The following is a 19,166-nucleotide window of genomic DNA, read 5'->3' on the forward strand; positions in this document are numbered from 1 at the left end:
AGTCCAACCTTTTGCGCTCACGCAAAAAGCAGTTCTACAATTGCTTGCAGAACGAAATTCCCTCCATCTCAACATTGAGGTTTAGGCAGGTTGAAAAGCCTTGTCCAGACGCCAACCTCATAGGACGGCACCATGTCGCAGGGTGCTTTATTGGGATGATTTAAAAGCGACCGAACAAAACAAGCCGCTCAAATCTTACTTTGAGCGGCTTGCGAAACATCTCGCGAAATTGTCTTGAATTAGCCGGTAATGCCTAGGAAACCGCCCGACTGGCGTGCCCACAGACCGGCATAAATGCCACCTCGTGCGATAAGTTCATCATGAGTGCCCTCTTCAACAATCCGGCCTTTGTCCATCACAATAAGGCGGTCAAGTGCTGCAATGGTCGAAAGACGATGCGCAATAGCGATCACGGTCTTACCGTCCATAAGCTGACGAAGGTTCTCCTGGATCGAAGCTTCCACTTCTGAGTCGAGCGCAGAAGTCGCCTCATCCAGAATAAGAATAGGTGCATTCTTCAAAATAGCGCGTGCGATCGCGATACGCTGACGTTGGCCGCCAGAAAGCTTGACACCACGCTCACCGACAAAAGCGTCGAAAGACTTGCGTCCATTGAAGTCCTCAAGCTTGGCAATAAACTCATCTGCTTCCGCCTGTCGTGCAGCCTGCGCAAGCTCTTCATCCGTCGCATCGTCGCGCGCCAGCATGATATTCTCACGTAATGAGCGATGCAGAAGTGCGGTTTCCTGACTGACCACCGCAAAGGCACGGCGCAGTGATGCTTGCGTCACATCGCGCACGTCCTGGCCGTCAACAAGGATCGCCCCTTTCTCGACGTCATAAAGGCGCAGGATCAGATTGACGAGGGTCGATTTACCTGCGCCCGAATGGCCGACGAGCCCCACGCGTTCCCCGCCCCTGATGGAGAAGTTAATACCATCGAGAACACCCGCCGCCTTGCCATAATGAAACGTGACGTTTTGGATATCGATGCGCGCTTCGGTAATCTGCAATGGTTTTGCACCGCGCTTGTCTTCCAGACCCAAAGGTTCGGAAACAAGCTTCATCGAATTTTCGATCAGCCCAAGCTGACGCAGCATACCATTCAGCTGCATCATCAGGCGACCAAGCAGCATGTTCAACCGCAAAACCAGACCAAGCGTGAAGGACACCTGTCCAACGGTGATCGCATCACGGGTCCACAAATCGATGGTAATTGCAGCTACAGTAACGATCATCACACCAGAAAGCGCGGTCATTGCAAGACGCACGCCAGTCAATGAACGCATGAAAGGCAAGATTGCAGCGAGATACCGCATGAAGCCTTCGCGCATGTAGCGTTCGTCATCATCAGCGGTATTAAGCTTGATCGTCTGAATGTTGGAATAGCTATCGACAATACGGCCATTAATCATCGAGCCCGCTTCAGCGGAGGCTTCAGCACTCTTGCGAATGCGTGGCAGATAATGTCGGGCGATCAGGCCGAAAGCAACGATCCATAAGATAACGGCTGCAGCCAACCGCCAGTCGAGGCGGCCGACCAGAAAAAGAGTTGTGATGCTATAAATCGCCATAAACCAGACGACTTGAATGAGACTTTCAATAAGATCACCAGCCGCCTGCCCCGCCTGCCAGACCTTGGTGGCAATGCGTCCAGCAAAATCATTCTGAAAGAACGCGTAGGATTGCCGCTGAACGTAAGAGTTCGCCTGCCAGCGGATCATATTGTAGAAGCCGGGTGAAAGCGTCTGACCTTCCAGCAGCGTATTTATCGCGGTAACGACAAAGCGGATGACGAGAACCGTGATCCCCATGAACAGAAGTTCCGGACCTGCAGCCTGAAACAATGCCGACCAACTGCGTTCGACACCGCCCTTGCCAGCCTGATCGAGAATATCGACAAGCCTGCCTGTGAAATAAAAGAGACCTGCCTCCACCAATGGCAAAAGGCCGCCGACGGCCAACGAGGCTGCAAGTGGCCATTTAGCCTGGCGTGCATAATGCCAGAGAAAGGCGAGTGTTGTTGAAGGCGGTCTGAGCTTGTCCGGTTCGCGGAAGGGGTTAACCCAGCGCTCGAACAGGCTATAAACCGCTTTCATCAAATGCGTGATCCTTACTTTGCCATCTCTGCTTCGGCCTGTTCATCAAATCCCAGGAAGCCGCCCGACTGCCGCGCCCATAGTCCAGCATAAATGCCGCCAAGCGCAACAAGTTCCTCATGCGTCCCATCTTCAACGATCTGGCCCTTGTCCATCACGACGAGACGATCAAGGGCGGCAATGGTCGAAAGACGATGGGCGATCGCAATAACGGTCTTGCCTTCCATCAGCGTATTCAGGCTGTCCTGAATGGCTGCTTCCACTTCCGAGTCGAGCGCTGACGTTGCTTCGTCCAGAATGAGGATAGGCGCATCCTTCAACATAACCCGCGCAATCGCGATACGCTGACGCTGACCGCCGGAAAGCTTTACACCACGCTCTCCGACATGGGCATCAAGCCCGCGCCGACCTTTCGCGTCGGTCAGCAGCGGAATGAACTGATCAGCCTGTGCCAGACGGATTGCCCGCTCGACCATTTCATCCGTCGCATCCGGGCGACCATACATGATGTTCTCACGTACAGAGCGATGCAGAAGCGATGTATCCTGCGTGACCATGCCGATGCTCGCGCGAAGCGAATCCTGCGTGACCCTGGCGATGTCCTGCCCGTCAATCAGGATGCGACCCTTCTCGAGATCGTAGAAGCGCAGCAACAGATTGACCAGCGTGGACTTACCCGCACCCGAACGGCCGACGAGGCCAATCTTCTGCCCAGCCTGGATGTCGAGCGACAGGCCTTCGATAACACCCTTGCCCTTGCCGTAGTGGAAACCGATCTTGTCAAAATCCAGCGCACCCTTGCTGACATGCAGCGCGGGCGCATTCGGCGTATCCACCACTTCATGTGCACGTGCAATTGTTGTGATGCCGTCTTCTACTGTGCCTATATTTTCGAACAGCGCGGACATTTCCCACATGATCCACTGCGACATGCCGTTGAGGCGCAGCACAAGGCCGATGCCGACAGCAACAGCACCCACGGAAATGGCTTCATTCATCCAGAGCTTGATGCCGATCGCACCCACGGCAAACAACAGAATGCAGTTCGCCATATAGAGCGTGAAATGAAACATCGTGATGAGCCGCATCTGTCGATGCACGGTACCAAGGAAGCCGTCGAGGCTTTCCTTCACATAAGACTCTTCACGGCTTGAATGCGAGAACAGCTTCACGGTCGCGATATTGGTATAGCTGTCGACAATACGTCCAGTCATCGATGAGCGTGCATCAGCCTGCTGTTCGGAAATCACCCTGAGACGCGGAATGAAGAAGCGCAACAGGACAATGTAAACGATCAGCCAGACAGCAAACGGGATCATCAGAACAATATCCGCCGAGGCCGCAATAAACAGCGTGCCAGCGAAATAGACGATGACATAGTTCAGCACGTCGAGCAGTTTCATCACCGTTTCGCGCACGGCGAGAGCAGTCTGCATCAGCTTGGTCGAGATACGTCCGGCAAACTCGTCCTGAAAGAACGACATGGACTGACGGATCAGATAGCGATGCATCAGCCAGCGCACGCGCATCGGATAGTTGCCGAGCAACGTCTGGTGAATGAGCAGCGAATGGATCAGCACCACACCGGGCAAGCCAACCAGCACAACGCCTGCAATCATCGCAAGCCGCCAGCCCTCGTTGCTCAGGAATGTCTCACGCGACTGATGCGAAAGCCAGTCGACAATATTGCCCATGAAGGCAAAGAGCGACACTTCGATGATCGCGATCAGCGTTGTGAAAATTGCCATGCCGATAATCCATGGCCATGCGCCACGGGTATAATAAAGGCAGAAGGCCACCAGCCCGCGCGGAGGCTCGCGCGCGGGGTCTTCGGGGTAGGCTTCGAGTCGTTTTTCAAACCATCTGAACATGGCGATCCTTTTATGTGTCTCCTTAAAAATTGCCAAGGCAAAATAGGAACAAAAAGGGAATATTTTTGTGATAGGAGAACTTTCATCCTCATACCAGGCACCATCCGCGAATTGATGTGTTGACGCGAGAGACGCAACCGATCTGAACACTTGCGGCTATCGGATTTGTGCGTTACCCGCCTCATATGGAACTGCGTGTCGCTCTTTACCAGCCTGACATTCCCGGAAACACGGGAACCATCCTGCGCATGGCCGCATGCCTCGGCTTCGCGGTGGACTTGATCGAGCCTGCGGGCTTCGACATCTCCGACCGATCACTGAAGCGCGCGGGCATGGACTATCTGGAACAGGCGGCCCTCACCCGCCATGCCGACTGGCAGCATTTCAATGATTGGCGTCAGCAGGCAGGCAAACGCCTTGTGTTGCTGTCGACCAAGGCCGCGATCCCCTATACGGATTATCAGTTTCAGAAAAATGACATCCTGTTGTTCGGGCGAGAGTCCGCAGGCGTTCCTGACAGCATTCAGGACATCGCGGATGCGCGGCTGATTATCCCCATGGTGCCGGGCGCACGATCCCTCAATCTTGCGGTTTCCGTGGCACTGACCGCAGGCGAAGCTATGCGCCAGCGAAATTTAAAAAACGATTCCGTTTCAATCGCATAGACGAACAAACGGAATCAGTTCCCGAAGCAGATTTAATATTCAGTCAGAAAAGGTTCTTCTCCGATGAAGCCATCGTTCCGCACCTCTGTTCTTACGGCCTCGCTTCTGGCAACCGCAGTTGCCGCTCCTGCGTTTGCGCAAACTGCTGAAACCATTTCGCCAAAGGTCATGGTCATCACCATGTTCGGTGAGGAAGCAAAGCCTTGGCTGGAAGGTGAAAAATTCACGCAGAAGCTGAAGCTTGCGGGCTTGAGCCCTGAATATCCCGAGATCGATTGCACGGCTGAAGGCCTCTGCCACATGACCACGGCCATGGGTTTTGCAAATGCAGCAAGCGCTGTCTCAGCAATGGCGCTGAGCGACAAGCTTGATCTGAGCCACACCTATTTCCTCATCGCCGGTATCGCAGGCGTTGATCCGAAGCATGGCACACTCGGTTCTGCGCATTGGGCAAAATACGCAGTCGATGCCAACCTCAACCATCGCATTGATATCCGCGAAGCACCTGAAGGCTGGCCGACCGACTTCTTCGGTCTCGGCGCTGAAAAGCCGGGTGAAAAGCCAAAATGGGCTGCAGGTACGGAAGTTTTCGAACTCAATGGCAAGCTTGCCGATTACGCTCTTAAAACAACCAAGGGCGTTGAACTTCTCGACAGCGACGATGCCAAGGAATATCGCAAGCATTACACGGAAGAAGCAGCCACCGGCGCGCCTCAGGTCACAATCTGCGATACCGCATCGGGCGACACATACTGGCACGGCACCAAGCTCGGCGAAGCCATGGAACAGTGGGCAAAGCTCCTGACCGATGGCAAAGCGAACTACTGCACGTCACAGATGGAAGACAATGCAACGCTGACCTCGCTTAAGCGCGCAGCCGACGCAGGCAAGCTCGATTATGATCGTATTGCGCTGCTGCGTACGTCTTCCAACTTCGACCGTCAGGGCAAAGACCAGACGGCTGCAGAATCCCTTGCGGCAAAGTCGGGTGGTTTCCCGCTGGCAACGACCAATGCCTATCGCGTTGGCAAGGTATATGCTGACAGCATCATCAAGGATTGGAAGTCGTGGGAGCAAGCACCTCAGACGGAAGCGAAATAGCGCATTCCGAAAAGTGGAAACCGGTTTTCGGGAGAAATGCGCGTAAGAGTTAATAGTGTCTCGTAATGCTATAACGACTCAGAAATGAAAACGCCCTTCGGCAAAACCGGAGGGCGTTTTCGCAAATGCCTGATTTGAATCTGGTTTCAATGGCTTAAAGCGTCTCGTTGACTCAGATCTCTAATCCGATGTCGGCAGGCGACGCATCGTAAATTCGATGACATCATCAGGCCGTTCACACCAGCTTTCGATTTCAGTCCAATAGGCAGCCTTGGGGAAAGCCTCAAACCATTCCCGCGCTTTATCGCGTGCGGCCTGCCGCGGAAGAGCGAATGTCTCGCGGATGAAGCCATCGCGCGGAAGACGACTTTTATTCGCGCGGCCTTTTTCAAGCTGCTTGCGCAAGCCTTCAAGTGGTGGGCGGGGCGAAGATGCGGTCATGCAATTGCCTCCCGAAACAAGGGAAAACTCGAAACTTCCAATCCCTTGGAAGCTTAAGATAGGGAAGCAACGACTTCATGACGAGTCTTTTCTTGGGGAGAGGAATTCGCACCCGCAAGCCGCGCACTCTTCGCGCTTTGCCAGACTGCAGGACTTTGCTAAGTCAGGAAGATAGACGTTTGAATTTTTGCGGCCTTTCGGTCGCTCGGTACATTGCGTGAGAGGATATCCAAAATGCAGCGCGACGAAATTCCGGCAATCATCCCGCACGATATCGAAGAGAAAAAGCAAGCTGCTCAGAGCTGGTTTGAAGAACTGCGCGACCGTATCTGCGCGAGCTTCGAACAGCTCGAAGACGATTTGCAGGGCCAGCTTTCCGATCAGGAGCCAGGACGCTTTGTTCGCACCCCATGGCAGAAGGATGAAGGCAAAGGCGGTGGCGGTGTCATGTCCATCATGCATGGCCGCGTCTTTGAAAAGGTCGGCGTGCATGTCTCGACCGTCTATGGCGAATTTTCTCCTGAGTTCCGCAAGCAGATACCGGGCGCCGAAGAAGACCCACGCTATTGGGCAAGCGGCATTTCACTGATCGCGCATCCGCAGAACCCGAATGTGCCAGCCGTCCATATGAACACCCGCATGGTCGTGACCACACGCCAATGGTTCGGTGGTGGCGCTGACCTTACACCCGTTCTCGACAACCGCCGCACACAGGAAGATCCGGACACCCTCGCCTTTCACAAGGCGTTCCGCTTCATCTGCGAAAAACATAAGGATATCGTTGATTATCAGCGCGTCAAGGAATGGTGCGACGAGTATTTCTTCCTGCCTCACCGTGACGAAGCGCGTGGCATTGGCGGCATCTTCTATGACTGGCTGCATTCAACCGAAGAACAGGGCGGCTGGGATAAGGACTTCGCTTATACCCGCGATGTCGGTCGTGGTTTCTCGGTGGTCTACCCGCATCTGGTGCGCCAGAACTTCAACAAGGAATGGACACCGGAAGAGCGCGAAGAACAGCTGATCCGTCGCGGACGCTATGTCGAGTTCAACCTGCTTTATGATCGCGGCACGATCTTCGGTCTCAAGACCGGCGGCAACGTGAATTCTATTCTCTCATCCATGCCACCCGTGGTGAAGTGGCCGTAACAGGTACAGTGAACTAAATAAAAGGGCGGGAATTTCCCGCCCTTTTATTTATGCATAGAATGCTGAGTGATAGGTCACTTTGCCTTTCGGCATTTCACCGTCAATCAGAAGGCATTGGAAATACTCAGGCGGAACACCGTCAAGTCTGAGTCCTTCATCAACCTTGAAACCAAAACGCTGATAGTAGCCCGGGTCACCGAGCAATACGCAGCCTTTGGCTCCCACCTCTTGCAGTCGCAAAAGACCTTCTCGGATGAGTGTACTACCAATTCCCTCACCTTGCCTGCCCGGCTGAACCGACACGGGGCCAAGCCCGTACCAGTTGCAATCAGTACCATCGATGAGCACAGGCGAAAAAGCCACGTGACCAAGAAGAGACCCTTCTTCCTCAGCAACCAGTGACAAAGTCAGTGCCGATGCCAAACGAAGTGCATCGATGATAGCAGCCTCTTTCTGATTGCTATAAGGCACCCCGCGGAATGCCTCATCAGTCAGGCGACGAATTGCAGCGATGTCCCCTGGTTGCTCCTTGCGGATATGCATCATACCCTCCTTCATCGATTATTGGCTTGTGCACGGACGTTGATGCGTCCTTTAAGCGAAATGCGATACGCGCCGCCTGCGCGGGATTCGATCAGCCGCTTCCGGCGCAACTGCTGAAAGACAGCCATTGTGCAATCGGAAAGCAGATAACCTTCGCGGGTATAACATTCGATTTCGCAGATACGTCCGTCTTCGCGCAGGTGGCGGATATAGCCCCCCTGCGCCAGCACGTGCAGTACGCGCTGTTCAATGCGTGAGATATTCATTGTCGTTAATGCCTGGATGGAAACCATGACAAGCACCAGCTCTCGCGGACAAACAAAAGTTTACCCACGGCCAATGCCGTTTCCGTCCCTGAACATCTGCGTGGATTAGAGCGCATCCCGAAAAGTGTGAAACGGTTTTCGGACAAAGATGCGCGTTAAAACAAATGATTAGAGCGCCGATCTGATCCAATCAGATCGAAACGCGCTCTAAAACCCGCAGTTATCGTTCGGAACGATCAGAGGCTTCCGACAATCTCCAGCATCAACAATTCCCATTAACGCAGACCCAGACTAATGATGGGTCACAAAAAAGACAGGAGGGCTCAAAAGCCCTCCGGAAGATTATTTAAGAGTGCTGTAGCTTGAAGTCAAATCGCTCAGGCTTTTGGCTTGTTGCGAAGCTTTTCAGCTTGCGCATAGAACTTCTTTTCCCACTCATTGTGGTTGTCCAACCCTTCCTTGATGAAGGGGGTGAAGATCGCGAGATTCATCAGCGCCCAGTTGACGAACCGCGCAGGGAATTTCAACGGCTTCACAAAGTCGACGAACAGCACCACGCGCGTATGCTCGGTGTGGTTCCACGCTTCATGCTCATAGGCATCGTCGAAAATCAGAACCTTACCTTCCTGCCAGTGACAAATCTGCTTATCGACGCGGATCGCAAGTTTGTCGGCAGGCTCCGGCACGATCATGCCCATATGCAGACGCAACACGCCGTTATAAGGACCACGGTGCGGTGGCAGATGCTTGCCCGGCTCAAAGATCGAGAACATGGCGGTGGTCAGGCCCGGAATTTTCTGCACGGCATTCCATGTATTGGGGCATGCGCGAACGTTCTGCTCAGACTTCACGCCAAAACCGAGCAGGAAGAACGTCTTCCAGTGATTATCCGTCGAGATCGTTTTTACGTCTGATGAAATATCCTGAAAGGACGGCAGTTCGCTCTGCCGCAGCAGAACCTTTTCCAGCTCCGCACGGATAGCCGGATATTCCTTCTCAACCTCTGCTGCCCAAGGAAAGGTGGCATTGTCATAAACAGGCGGATTGCCAAGCTTTGCATATTTGAGATTAAGCCGCTCTGCCCAGGCAACGATCCCCATGAAGAAACGTGTTACCGCACCCGGACGCTCCATAGGCGCGATACCGTCAGTACCAAAATTCTGCTTGGGATCAGTGGCCGTATTCTGCGAAGTCGATGTATCGGAAGAGGACATTCTTTGCTCTTTCAAATCAGGCGCTTGAGACGCGCCGATTTGATTGAATCAGATCGGTGCGCCTCAACCCTTTTTATTGAAGCATAATCTTATCGATCCTCGTTTCACTCCGGTCGGATTATGCTCTAAAACGGAACTTACGATATAAACTCAGAAAATCGCGGCGTGATTTTGTATAATCAACCGTCAATCGTTCATTTTATTGCGATCAAGTTTGTCCAGAAGCGCTTCGTGGTCAAGACTAAAACCTGAGTCAATCCAGAGAGTTTCCAACTCGCGCAGCTTTTCGCCCAAAACGGGGCCTTTCTCGACGCCAAGGCGAAGAAGATCGCCACCCGTAACCGGGAACACCGGCGCTTCATAGCTTTGAACAGCCTCAAGCAGACGCGCGTAACCACCTGCACGGATCATGGCCTCATCACTGCCGATCGCTTCATTGCGTGCTTGGGCATAGCTGAGTTGAATGCGATCCAGGACTGCCTGCTTACTGCCACGATAGACTAGCTTTTTCAGCGCCTGTTCAGACATTTCCGGCTTGATGGCATCAGCCCGCGCCCATGCTTCAAGCCGTGCCCGTTCTGCGTTCGACATTTTAAGCCGCTTGCCCATAGCATCGACGCGAGCCGTATCCGGCGGAATCATGCTTTCAAGCCGCAACAAAGCATCCACAGGCCAGCCAAGATCGCCTTCTGTACGCACGAGGCCATGGATCGAATCGATGCCCCATTTTTCGCTTTCGGGCAGAATGGCGGTGAGGACACCAGCCTGCCGCATCCACAAAAGCGCACGCGAAGGATCTGGGGCAGCAAGGAGCTTCTTGAGTTCTGACCAGACGCGCTCGGCAGAAAGCTGATCGAGGCCATCCTTGAGACGCGCACTGGCGCGCAGGCCATCGGTTTCGGGACGACCCGAACCATACCAGGCAAAGAAGCGGAAGAACCGCAGGATACGTAAATAATCTTCCCGGATACGCGCTTCGGCATCGCCGATGAAACGCAGTGTCTGCGTTTCAATATCGGCCAGCCCGCCAACAAAATCGATCACCGCGCCATCAACCGTTGCGTAAAGCGCATTGATCGTGAAATCACGTCGCTCGGCATCCGCTTTCCAGTCCGTACCGAAAGCCACTTTGGCATGGCGACCATCGGTTTCGATATCCTTGCGCAATGTTGTCACTTCAAAGGGGTGCCCCTGAACGACAACCGTCACCGTGCCATGCTCAATACCGGTCGGCACGGGCTTGAAGCCTGCCTCCTGCGCAAGTCGTACAGTATCCTGCGGCAGATGCGTGGTAGCCAAATCGATATCACTGACTTTTGTGCCCAGCAGCGTGTTGCGCACAGCACCGCCGACCACGCGCGCTTCGCCACCATCACGGTTCAATGCTGCAAAAAGCGCCTGAAGTGGCTTCGCCTTCAGCCAATCGGCACGGCTAGAAATATTGATGGAATGAATGCGTGTCTCGCTCAAGCGTAGAGCCTTTCATAAAGTCCGCGAATGATCCCTGCGGTCACACCCCAGATGAATCGTTCGTGATATGGCATTGCGTAATAAAAACGTTCCTGACCGTTGAACAGTCGGCTTTCGCGCCGATGGTTGGCCGGGTTCATAAGGAATGAAAGCGGCACTTCAAATATATCCGCCACCTCGTCCGGATTGGGATACACGTCAAAAGGCGTGTTAACGACCGCCAGAACAGGGGTGATCGAAAACCCGCTGCCCGTCAGATAGCGCGGCATATGCCCGATGATTTCAGCCCGTTCGGAGATAAGCCCGATTTCCTCGTTGGCTTCGCGTAGCGCTGCATTTTCAGCCGTACCGTCTTCCGGGTCGATCGCGCCGCCCGGAAAAGCAATCTGGCCAGAATGCTTGCGCAATTTTTCAGTGCGCCGCGTCAGCAGCAACGTCGCCTCCGGTCCACGATCCACCACCGGTACGAGCACGGCAGCATCACGCATTTTCGATGTGACCATGGCTTGTGTGAATTCCGGGTTGAGCGAATAGTCTCCGGTCAGATCGTCATGATCCGGCTGCCAGTTGCGCACGCGCTCGGCAAAATCACTCGCAGAAAAAGCCGGAAAGAGATGTGGTGCACGCTCATTCATTGAAGGGCGACCTCCAGTGCATCGGTAGGCATGATTGGAAAAATCACTCCATTTGAGCGCACCGCAAACATCGACACGCCATCAACCGCAATCTCTTCGCCGAGTGCGACGAGATCATACATCACAGCCCGCGTCAGCAATGCTTCCAGTCGACCGCGAACGAGCACATATGGCTTGAGGCCTCCACTGTTCTTTTCAATGATAAAGCGTAGCGGATGCTCATCACCCACTTCGATCACATCTCCGACATTGGTCCGCAAAGTCAGCTTCTGCGCCTCTCCCTCGCCCGAAACCTGCATTTCAACGGCAATGAAATGCGCGTCCTCCACGCGAATCCCAACTTTCTCCACCGGCGTTACAAGATAGGTTTTTCCGTCTTCATCCTTGCGCAGCACAGTCGAGAACAGTCGCACAAGCTGAGGGCGTCCAATGGGTGTCCCCATATAGAACCATGTTCCGTCAGCACGGATTTCCATATCCAGATCGCCGCAAAACTCTGGATTCCAGCGTTCCACAGGCGGAATTCCACGTTCTTTCGTCGCCGGTCCGCTATGGGCATCGGCGTGGGCGCGTGCAATCAGAGCTTCCAGTCCGCCAGCACTCGCAGCCGCCTTCATTGAACTTTGCGGCTCATGTTTGCCGTTAGGGGTGCTTTTTGTCATCCGACTCGGTTATTCCTGCTCGAATGTGATTAAAATGCATAGAGTCATGAAATAGTCACCGTTTCACGGCTTGTCAGCATTATAGTGCGATTTAAGTTTCAGAGGCAGTCGCCTTCAGTCCGGTTCTCCGCCCAATCATATGCGGAAATATTGCGAGGTCCCTATGAGCGTTGTTGTTACGCCCGAAGCCGCTAATTCCTCTACAGCTTACAATGAAATTGTTGCCGAAGCCGAACGCGCCCTCGCTGACATCGCACGCATCAAGGAGAATGTCGGCACCGTTATCTTCGGGCAGGAAAGCGTTATTGAACGCGCGCTCGTTGCGATTCTCGCAGGTGGTCATGCACTGCTCGTCGGCGTGCCTGGCCTTGCCAAGACAAAGCTTGTCGAAACTCTGGGAACCGTTCTTGGCCTGTCGGGCCAGCGTATTCAGTTCACGCCGGACCTGATGCCATCGGACATTATCGGTTCGGAAGTGATGGAGCAGGACGCTGACGGTCGCCGTTCCTTCCGCTATCTCAAGGGACCAATCTTCACCCAACTTCTGATGGCCGACGAAATCAACCGTGCCTCGCCGCGCACCCAGTCCGCGCTGTTGCAGGCCATGCAGGAATATCACGTGACCGTTGCCGGTCAGCGTTATGATCTGCCCGCCCCATTCCACGTGCTTGCCACGCAAAACCCTCTGGAGCAGGAAGGCACCTATCCTCTGCCCGAAGCCCAGCTTGATCGCTTTCTGATGCAGATCGATATCCTCTATCCTGAACTGGATGCTGAGCGCCGTATCCTGCTTGAAACCACAGGCGTAACCGAGGCCAAGGCTCATGCAATTCTCGATGCGGATCGACTGCGTCAGATGCAGGCACTTGTGCGTCGCATGCCGGTTTCCGAAAGCGTGGTTGATGCAATTTTGAAATTGGTGCGCTCGGCACGACCGGATGCAGACAATGATCATGCAAAGAAGCACATCGCCTGGGGTCCAGGTCCACGCGCCAGTCAGGCGCTGATGCTCTGTGCGCGCGCACGTGCACTTTACGAGGGTCGCCTCGCGCCATCCATTGATGATGTGAAGGCTCTGGCCGAACCGGTTCTGCAGCATCGTATGGCGCTCAATTTTGCAGCACGTGCCGATGGTATGCATGTTCGCAATGTCATTGCCAATTTGGTGAAGGCTGCTGCCTGATGGTGATCGGCGCGGAAGTTTCATCATCAGATCACAAGGATACACTGGCTCGTGCACGTGCGCGGGCATCGAGTATTCCTGATCTGCTGGTCGAAGCGCAGCGTGTCGTCAACACTGTGATGAATGGCTGGCATGGTCGTCGCAAACGCGGCCCCGGCGAAAACTTCTGGCAATTCCGACCCTATGTGCAGGGCGAGTCTCTCGTCCACATCGACTGGCGACGTTCAGCGCGGGACGATCATACCTATGTGCGTGACCGCGAATGGGAGTCGGCACACACAGTCTGGCTATGGTGCGATTTCTCGCCCTCCATGCTTTATCGTTCACAACTCTCGCCTGTTTCGAAAGAAGCGCGTTCGTTAGTGCTCACCCTGGCACTGGCAGAACTGCTCTCCCGCTCAGGCGAACGCATCGCTTTCCCATCCTTGTTGCAGCCCTTTTCGGCCCGCAATGGTGCGGAACGTCTGGCGGGTGCCTTAATGCATGACAATTCTGCCCGCCCTTTGCCCGATATCGATCAGATACGCCGTTTCTCTGAAGTGGTGCTCGTTTCCGATTTCCTGCATCCGCTCGATGAGTTGACGGAATTGCTCGATAGTCTGGCGCGTCGTGGTGTGCGCGCACATCTGGTGGAAGTGGCGGACCCCGCAGAAGAAACCTTCCCCTATTCCGGCCGCACCGAATTTCGCGATCCTGAAACGGGAGTCACCCTCGTGGCGGGCCGCGCAGAAACCTATGCCGAAGACTATCGCCGTCTTTATGTAGCCCGTCGGGATACACTGGCCGATTTTTGCAGACGCCTTGGTTGGAGCTTTATCGTGCATCGTACGGACACACCCGCCACGCAGGCATTGTCGCGACTGCATGATGCTCTCAGCGCATCCTCACAAGTATCCTCTTGGGGAGGCTCGCGCTCATGAATTTTCTTCCGCTCGCATTCGGATCACCGTTGATTCTGGCTGGCCTTATCGCATTGCCGGTTATCTGGTGGTTGCTGCGCATGACGCCACCGCGCCCACAGGAAGAAACATTCCCACCGCTACGGATTCTGGCACAGGTCTTCAAGCGTGAAGAAGTGCCGTCCAAAAGCCCATGGTGGATGACGCTTCTTCGTCTCCTGATCGCCGCACTGGTTATCCTCGCCCTTGCTTCGCCGGTGTGGAACCCGCGCCCTACCACCCTTTCCGGCAATGAACCGCTGGCAATCGTCATTGATAATGGTTGGGCGTCGGCGGAAGAATGGACACAGCGTGTCACTGCTGCAGAAAGATTGATTGCCGATGCGGAAGGCACCAACACGCAAATTTATGTGCTTGGCACTGCAGAGCCTGCCAATGCTGAGATCGGCCCTTATGACGGCAATCGTGCAACTGAACGTCTGCAGGCCTTGCAGCCACGCCCGATTCCCGTTGATCGTAAAGCCACACTGGACCGCCTCGCATCGACTGTACCACAGGGCGAAAAAATCCGTCTGGCTTTCATGAATGATGGTTTGGCACAGGCCAATGACAAAGACGCCTTCATAAAGCTCGATCAGAACGATCGCCTTACTTCTGTGCTTTGGTATGCCGCCGATCTGGACCGCGTTCTTGCTCTGACAGGCATCGAGAACAAGGCCGATAGTCTTGAAGCAAAAGCTATTCGCCCCGATGGCATAACCATGCCACGCACGCTGACGGCGTCAGCTTATGACGACAAAGGCCGACGTATTGCGGAAGCGCCGCTATCCTTTGCGGTAGGAAGCAATGAGGGGACGGCCCGCTTTAGCCTGCCAGTCGAGTTGCGAAACGATTTCCGCCTGATCCGTGTGGATGGTATTCAACAGGCTGGTGCCACGCGTTTGATCGATGCCGGTTCCGAGCGCCGCACCATTGGTCTTCTGGCCAGTGGCGATGGAGATCTCGCACAGCCGCTTCTGTCCCCGCTTCATTATATTTCGCGTGCGCTGTCACCCTTTGCCAATCTGATCGAACCGCGTTCTGCAGATTTGATGAAGACCGTACCGGAATTGCTGGATGCCAAACCGTCGATCCTCATCATGGCGGACATCGGCACCTTGCCCAAGCCTGTTGAAGAACAGCTTTCGAGCTGGATCGAAGACGGCGGAACGCTGGTCCGTTTTGCAGGCCCTCGCCTGGCCGGTGCCAGCGAAAATGATCCGCTTCTGCCTGTCCGTCTTCGTAAGGGCGAACGCGCACTCGGCGGCACCTTGTCATGGTCAGAGCCTCAGAAATTGCGTTCTTTTTCCGACAAGGGTCCCTTTGCAGGCCTTTCTGTTCCTGATGACGTGACGGTCAATCGGCAGGTTCTCGCTGAACCGTCTTTTGATCTCAACGACAAGGCCTATGCGACGCTGGCAGACGGAACGCCACTTGTCACCGGCGAGACCCGCGGTCGCGGCAATGTCGTTCTCTTCCACATTTCACCTGATGCAACATGGTCGAGCCTGCCGATTTCCGGGTCATTTGTTGAGATGCTGCGCCGTATCGTGTCGCTGTCGCAGCGCATGGGCTCACAGGACAATCAGCAATCCATTTCGTTGCCACCATTCCAGCTCCTTTCGGCGTCTGGTGAACTGGCGCCCCCATCATCGGAAGCAAAACCCTTGATCGTGGAAAAAGACAAACTGCCTGACGTCAGCATCAACACACCACCGGGTTTTTACGGCAATGAAGACGGTCTGAAAGCGCTCAATATTTTCGAGGATAATGACATCGAGCTTCAACCAATCAGCCAACCCGCGCTATCTGTCGGCATAATCCCGACATCTTACGATGCTGATCAATCCATTTCGCTGCGCGGCCCATTTTTTGCGGCAGCCGCCATGCTGCTGGCGCTCGACACATTGCTGATGCTCTGGCTGCGCGGCGCATTCCGCCGCCGCATGAAAATTCGTTCGAAAGTCGCCGGAATCGCTATTCTGATTGCCGCGAGTTCTGCCATCAGCTTTTTGGCCCCAGCGATCCCTTCAGCCCACGCGCAGGAACCGCAAACGCACGACGACAGTAAGCCGGGCGATGAGGCAATTATCAATTCCGTCTCAAAGACTCATCTTGCCTATATCATCACCGGCAATGCCGCGACCGATGATATCAGCAAGGCTGGCCTGCGCGGTTTAAGCTTTGCCCTGCTGGACAAAACAGCACTGGAACCCGGTGATCCGATCGGCGTCGATCCTGCAAAGGACGAACTCGCATTCTATCCCCTGATCTATTGGCCGATTGATCCCGATGCCCAAATGCCAAATCCCGAGGCCATCGCCAAGGTTGATGCCTATATGCAGCAGGGCGGCACGGTTTTGTTCGATACGCGTGACCAGTTGCAGGCGGGAGCAAGTCTTGATCCGGCTGCTTCACCAGCCAACCAGCGCCTCCGCGCCATTCTCAATGGCATGAATGTACCGCCACTTGAGCCTGTGCCAGACGATCACGTGCTGACCAAATCCTTCTTTATCATGCCGGATTTTCCCGGTCGTTATGAAGGCAGCCCGCTTTGGGTAGAAGCAACCGCGCCCACCAATGCAGCACAGGACCGGCCTGTGCGCACCGGCGACGGTGTTTCACCGATCATGATCACTGCAAATGATTTTGCAGGGGCATGGGCTGTGGACGAACAAGGCAACCCGTTATTGCCAACCGTGCCGAATGATCCAATGCAGCGCATTTATGCGATCCGCGGCGGCGTGAATATTGTCATGTATATGCTCACCGGCAATTACAAATCCGATCAGGTCCATGTTCCGGCCCTGCTTGAGCGGCTGGGTAACTGACATGAATATAGAGTTCGAACCGTTCCTCTCGCTACCATGGCTCATTGGCATTCTGGTCCCACTGGCACTGCTTGTGTTGGCAACAATAGCGCTGCGCATGCGCGGCGGGCTGATCCGTTTGCTTGCCGCCGCAGCCCTTGCCCTGGCGCTGTTCAATCCGGTCATCATCAGTGAAGAACGCGAACCTCTGAAAAGCGTCGTCGCGATTGTTGTTGACCGCAGCCAGAGCCAGGAACTGGGCAACCGTCGCGCTGATACGGATGCAGCCCTTAAGGCCGTACAGGACCAGCTTGCAACCATGCAGCAGTTTGAGACACGTGTCGTTGAAGCTGCTCAGCCGGGCGAGAACGAAGACGGTTATGCGACCCGTCTGTTCGGACCGCTCGCTCGCACATTGCTTGATGTACCGCCGTCACGCGTGGCTGGCGCAATCATGATCACAGATGGCCAGGTGCACGACATTCCGGCCAACAAAAATGCGCTTGGCTTCGACGCACCCGTCCATGCATTGGTTACGGGCAAACCGGACGAATTCGACCGCCGCATTCGCTTCAACAAAGCTCCGCGCTACGGCATCAGCGGCAAGCCGATGGAAATGTCTTTCACGGTCATCGATGAAGGCAAGAGCCTTGGAAGGGCCGCACCTGTAGAAATCCGTGTCAACGGAGAAGCTGTTAGTGAAGAGCAGGCACAGGTTGGTCAGGAGACCCCCGTCACCATCGAACTGCCGCGTGCAGGCGTCAATATCGTCGAGATAATCACCCCGACCCTTCCGGGCGAAGTGACGGATGCCAACAATCGTGCAGTCGCTACAGTCGACGGTATTCGCGAGAACCTGCGTGTATTGCTCGTATCGGGTGAACCGCATAATGGCGAGCGCACATGGCGCAATCTTTTGAAATCTGACGCAGCCGTAGACCTCGTCCATTTCACCATTCTGCGCCCACCTGAAAAGCAGGACGGGACACCCATCAACGAGCTTTCTCTGATCGCCTTCCCAACGCGCGAGCTTTTCGTCGACAAGGTCAATGAGTTCGATCTCATCATTCTTGATCGCTATCAGCATCGCGATGTGCTGCCGCTGCTTTATTATGATTACATCGCGCAGTATGTGGAAAATGGCGGCGCTTTGCTGGTTGCCGCCGGTCCCGAATATGCGGGCGACATGTCGATTGCACGCACACCGCTTTATAGCGCCCTGCCCGCCATGCCCACCGGCACGCTCACGGAAAAAGCCTTCTATCCGCGCCTGACTGAGCTTGGCAAACGCCACCCCGTCACACGCGGCCTTGATGGCAGCGAGCAGGAGCCGCCACATTGGAGCCGCTGGTTCCGCACGATCGATATCGGCCAGCCACGAGGTGAAACCGTCATGAGCGGGGCCGATGGCAAGCCACTTCTGGTACTCGACCGTGTCGGCAAGGGTCGCGTCGGCATGTTCCTTTCGGATCAGGGTTGGCTCTGGGCGCGCGGGTTTGAAGGCGGCGGTCCTTATGCAGCACTTTATCGCCGCATCGCCCACTGGCTGATGCAGGAACCGGAGCTTGAAGAAGAAGCACTTACTGCTGGCGGAAATGGTCGTACGCTGACCATTCATCGTCAGACGATGGGCGATAATCCGGGCACAGCCTCAGTCACCACACCATCCGGCAAAGAACTGCAGATCAATCTCACACAAAACAAACCGGGCCTGTTCGACGGCACATTGCAGACGGATGAAATCGGCATCTTCCGCATTAAAAACGGCGACTATGAAACACTTGCCCATGTAGGTCCGGTCGACGCGCCTGAGTTCTTGGACAGTATCTCGACCCCAGATCGTCTGAAGCCACTTGCCGATGCAACCGGCGGCTCAGTCCATCGCGTGCATGCGAGTGCCAACAGCGCAGTTCAGGTGCCTGCGATCACAGCTGTCGGTGCTGGTCGTTCCGCAAGTGGCAATGACTGGATTGGTTTGCGTGAGACAACCGATACTCAACTCAAAAGCGTAAACCGCCTGCCGCTGTTCTCTGGTTTGGCTGCTCTCGCAGCCCTGCTCTTCATATTCGGCAGCATGTGGTATCGCGAAGGGCGGTAAAGCGCCTTCGCGAACGCAGAC

16 protein-coding genes are annotated in these 19,166 nt (G+C 54.9%); 7 read left to right on the top strand and 9 right to left on the bottom strand.

Features of this window, described 5'->3' with window-relative positions; translation table 11 throughout:
• Positions 1–239 precede the first annotated feature (239 nt).
• Together C9380_RS08965 and C9380_RS08970 are read right to left on the bottom strand one after the other, a co-directional pair.
• The gene (locus C9380_RS08965; RefSeq protein WP_024899415.1) at positions 240–2,099 is read right to left on the bottom strand and encodes an ABC transporter ATP-binding protein; all 1,860 of its coding nucleotides are present in this window, start codon (positions 2,097–2,099) and stop codon (positions 240–242) included.
• 14 nt (positions 2,100–2,113) lie between these two features.
• Positions 2,114–3,970, bottom strand: coding sequence for an ABC transporter ATP-binding protein (locus C9380_RS08970; protein WP_128093394.1), 1,857 nt, complete (start codon positions 3,968–3,970; stop codon positions 2,114–2,116).
• Positions 3,971–4,155: 185 nt separating this feature from the next.
• Here C9380_RS08970 and C9380_RS08975 point away from each other — a divergent pair, with 185 nt between their 5' ends.
• Positions 4,156–4,635, top strand: coding sequence for a tRNA (cytidine(34)-2'-O)-methyltransferase (locus C9380_RS08975; RefSeq protein ID WP_024899413.1), 480 nt, complete (start codon positions 4,156–4,158; stop codon positions 4,633–4,635).
• 63 nt (positions 4,636–4,698) lie between these two features.
• Complete coding sequence (locus C9380_RS08980) at positions 4,699–5,736, top strand: purine-nucleoside phosphorylase (RefSeq protein WP_128093395.1); 1,038 nt, start codon at positions 4,699–4,701, stop codon at positions 5,734–5,736.
• Between the two features lie 180 nt (positions 5,737–5,916).
• On the opposite strand, the gene C9380_RS08985 is transcribed toward C9380_RS08980, so the two are convergent.
• On the bottom strand, positions 5,917–6,177 hold the full coding sequence (locus tag C9380_RS08985) for a hypothetical protein (RefSeq protein ID WP_128093396.1): 261 nt from the start codon (positions 6,175–6,177) through the stop codon (positions 5,917–5,919).
• 234 nt (positions 6,178–6,411) lie between these two features.
• On the opposite strand from C9380_RS08985, the gene hemF reads away from it, so the two are divergent.
• Positions 6,412–7,326 (top strand): oxygen-dependent coproporphyrinogen oxidase, encoded by a 915-nt coding sequence (hemF, locus tag C9380_RS08990; RefSeq protein ID WP_128093397.1) that lies wholly within the window; start codon positions 6,412–6,414, stop codon positions 7,324–7,326.
• Between the two features lie 48 nt (positions 7,327–7,374).
• Here the strand turns inward: hemF and C9380_RS08995 are convergent, their stop codons facing one another.
• The 6 genes from C9380_RS08995 to C9380_RS09020 form a co-directional block, all read right to left on the bottom strand.
• The gene (locus tag C9380_RS08995) at positions 7,375–7,869 is read right to left on the bottom strand and encodes a GNAT family N-acetyltransferase (RefSeq protein ID WP_128093398.1); all 495 of its coding nucleotides are present in this window, start codon (positions 7,867–7,869) and stop codon (positions 7,375–7,377) included.
• 11 nt (positions 7,870–7,880) lie between these two features.
• The gene (locus C9380_RS09000) at positions 7,881–8,135 is read right to left on the bottom strand and encodes a YjhX family toxin (RefSeq protein ID WP_024899408.1); all 255 of its coding nucleotides are present in this window, start codon (positions 8,133–8,135) and stop codon (positions 7,881–7,883) included.
• A 377-nt stretch (positions 8,136–8,512) separates the two neighbouring features.
• Entirely contained in the window at positions 8,513–9,349 is an 837-nt protein-coding gene (olsC, locus tag C9380_RS09005) for an ornithine lipid ester-linked acyl 2-hydroxylase OlsC (RefSeq protein ID WP_128093399.1), read from the bottom strand.
• Positions 9,350–9,535: 186 nt separating this feature from the next.
• Positions 9,536–10,804: a CCA tRNA nucleotidyltransferase gene (locus tag C9380_RS09010; protein WP_245872455.1), complete on the bottom strand. Its 1,269-nt coding sequence runs from the start codon at positions 10,802–10,804 to the stop codon at positions 9,536–9,538.
• Positions 10,805–10,815: 11 nt separating this feature from the next.
• Complete coding sequence (locus C9380_RS09015; RefSeq protein ID WP_024899405.1) at positions 10,816–11,454, bottom strand: CoA pyrophosphatase; 639 nt, start codon at positions 11,452–11,454, stop codon at positions 10,816–10,818.
• On the bottom strand, positions 11,451–12,116 hold the full coding sequence (locus C9380_RS09020; protein ID WP_128093400.1) for a DUF1285 domain-containing protein: 666 nt from the start codon (positions 12,114–12,116) through the stop codon (positions 11,451–11,453). The genes C9380_RS09015 and C9380_RS09020 overlap by 4 nt, the downstream gene beginning before the upstream one ends.
• 163 nt (positions 12,117–12,279) lie before the next feature.
• Here C9380_RS09020 and C9380_RS09025 point away from each other — a divergent pair, with 163 nt between their 5' ends.
• Genes C9380_RS09025 through C9380_RS09040 form a run of 4 tightly spaced genes read left to right on the top strand, consistent with a single transcriptional unit; the run spans position 12,280 to position 19,145 of the window.
• Positions 12,280–13,299 carry an AAA family ATPase gene (locus tag C9380_RS09025; RefSeq protein ID WP_128093401.1) on the top strand — a complete coding sequence of 340 codons (1,020 nt, stop codon included), beginning with the start codon at positions 12,280–12,282 and terminating at the stop codon, positions 13,297–13,299.
• On the top strand, positions 13,299–14,219 hold the full coding sequence (locus tag C9380_RS09030; RefSeq protein WP_128093402.1) for a DUF58 domain-containing protein: 921 nt from the start codon (positions 13,299–13,301) through the stop codon (positions 14,217–14,219). Before C9380_RS09025 ends, C9380_RS09030 begins: the two co-directional genes overlap by 1 nt.
• Entirely contained in the window at positions 14,216–17,068 is a 2,853-nt protein-coding gene (locus C9380_RS09035; RefSeq protein ID WP_128093403.1) for a DUF4159 domain-containing protein, read from the top strand. The genes C9380_RS09030 and C9380_RS09035 overlap by 4 nt, the downstream gene beginning before the upstream one ends.
• A 1-nt stretch (position 17,069) precedes the next feature.
• Positions 17,070–19,145 (top strand): hypothetical protein, encoded by a 2,076-nt coding sequence (locus C9380_RS09040; protein WP_128093404.1) that lies wholly within the window; start codon positions 17,070–17,072, stop codon positions 19,143–19,145.
• Positions 19,146–19,166 lie beyond the last annotated feature (21 nt).

Origin of the sequence: Brucella pituitosa (genome assembly GCF_003049685.1) — a bacterium.
Taxonomy (GTDB): domain Bacteria; phylum Pseudomonadota; class Alphaproteobacteria; order Rhizobiales; family Rhizobiaceae; genus Brucella; species Brucella pituitosa.

Bases quoted from the DNA above. Each gene is read 5' to 3' on its own strand.
- C9380_RS09030 (WP_128093402.1), top strand. From the start codon at position 13,299: ATGGTGATCGGCGCGGAAGTTTCATCATCAGATCACAAGGATACACTG.
- C9380_RS08970 (WP_128093394.1), bottom strand. From the start codon at position 3,970: ATGTTCAGATGGTTTGAAAAACGACTCGAAGCCTACCCCGAAGACCCC.
- hemF (WP_128093397.1), top strand. From the start codon at position 6,412: ATGCAGCGCGACGAAATTCCGGCAATCATCCCGCACGATATCGAAGAG.
- C9380_RS08975 (WP_024899413.1), top strand. From the start codon at position 4,156: ATGGAACTGCGTGTCGCTCTTTACCAGCCTGACATTCCCGGAAACACG.
- olsC (WP_128093399.1), bottom strand. From the start codon at position 9,349: ATGTCCTCTTCCGATACATCGACTTCGCAGAATACGGCCACTGATCCC.
- C9380_RS08995 (WP_128093398.1), bottom strand. From the start codon at position 7,869: ATGCATATCCGCAAGGAGCAACCAGGGGACATCGCTGCAATTCGTCGC.
- C9380_RS09025 (WP_128093401.1), top strand. From the start codon at position 12,280: ATGAGCGTTGTTGTTACGCCCGAAGCCGCTAATTCCTCTACAGCTTAC.
- C9380_RS09000 (WP_024899408.1), bottom strand. From the start codon at position 8,135: ATGAATATCTCACGCATTGAACAGCGCGTACTGCACGTGCTGGCGCAG.
- C9380_RS09020 (WP_128093400.1), bottom strand. From the start codon at position 12,116: ATGACAAAAAGCACCCCTAACGGCAAACATGAGCCGCAAAGTTCAATG.
- C9380_RS09035 (WP_128093403.1), top strand. From the start codon at position 14,216: ATGAATTTTCTTCCGCTCGCATTCGGATCACCGTTGATTCTGGCTGGC.
- C9380_RS09015 (WP_024899405.1), bottom strand. From the start codon at position 11,454: ATGAATGAGCGTGCACCACATCTCTTTCCGGCTTTTTCTGCGAGTGAT.
- C9380_RS09040 (WP_128093404.1), top strand. From the start codon at position 17,070: ATGAATATAGAGTTCGAACCGTTCCTCTCGCTACCATGGCTCATTGGC.
- C9380_RS08985 (WP_128093396.1), bottom strand. From the start codon at position 6,177: ATGACCGCATCTTCGCCCCGCCCACCACTTGAAGGCTTGCGCAAGCAG.
- C9380_RS08980 (WP_128093395.1), top strand. From the start codon at position 4,699: ATGAAGCCATCGTTCCGCACCTCTGTTCTTACGGCCTCGCTTCTGGCA.
- C9380_RS08965 (WP_024899415.1), bottom strand. From the start codon at position 2,099: ATGAAAGCGGTTTATAGCCTGTTCGAGCGCTGGGTTAACCCCTTCCGC.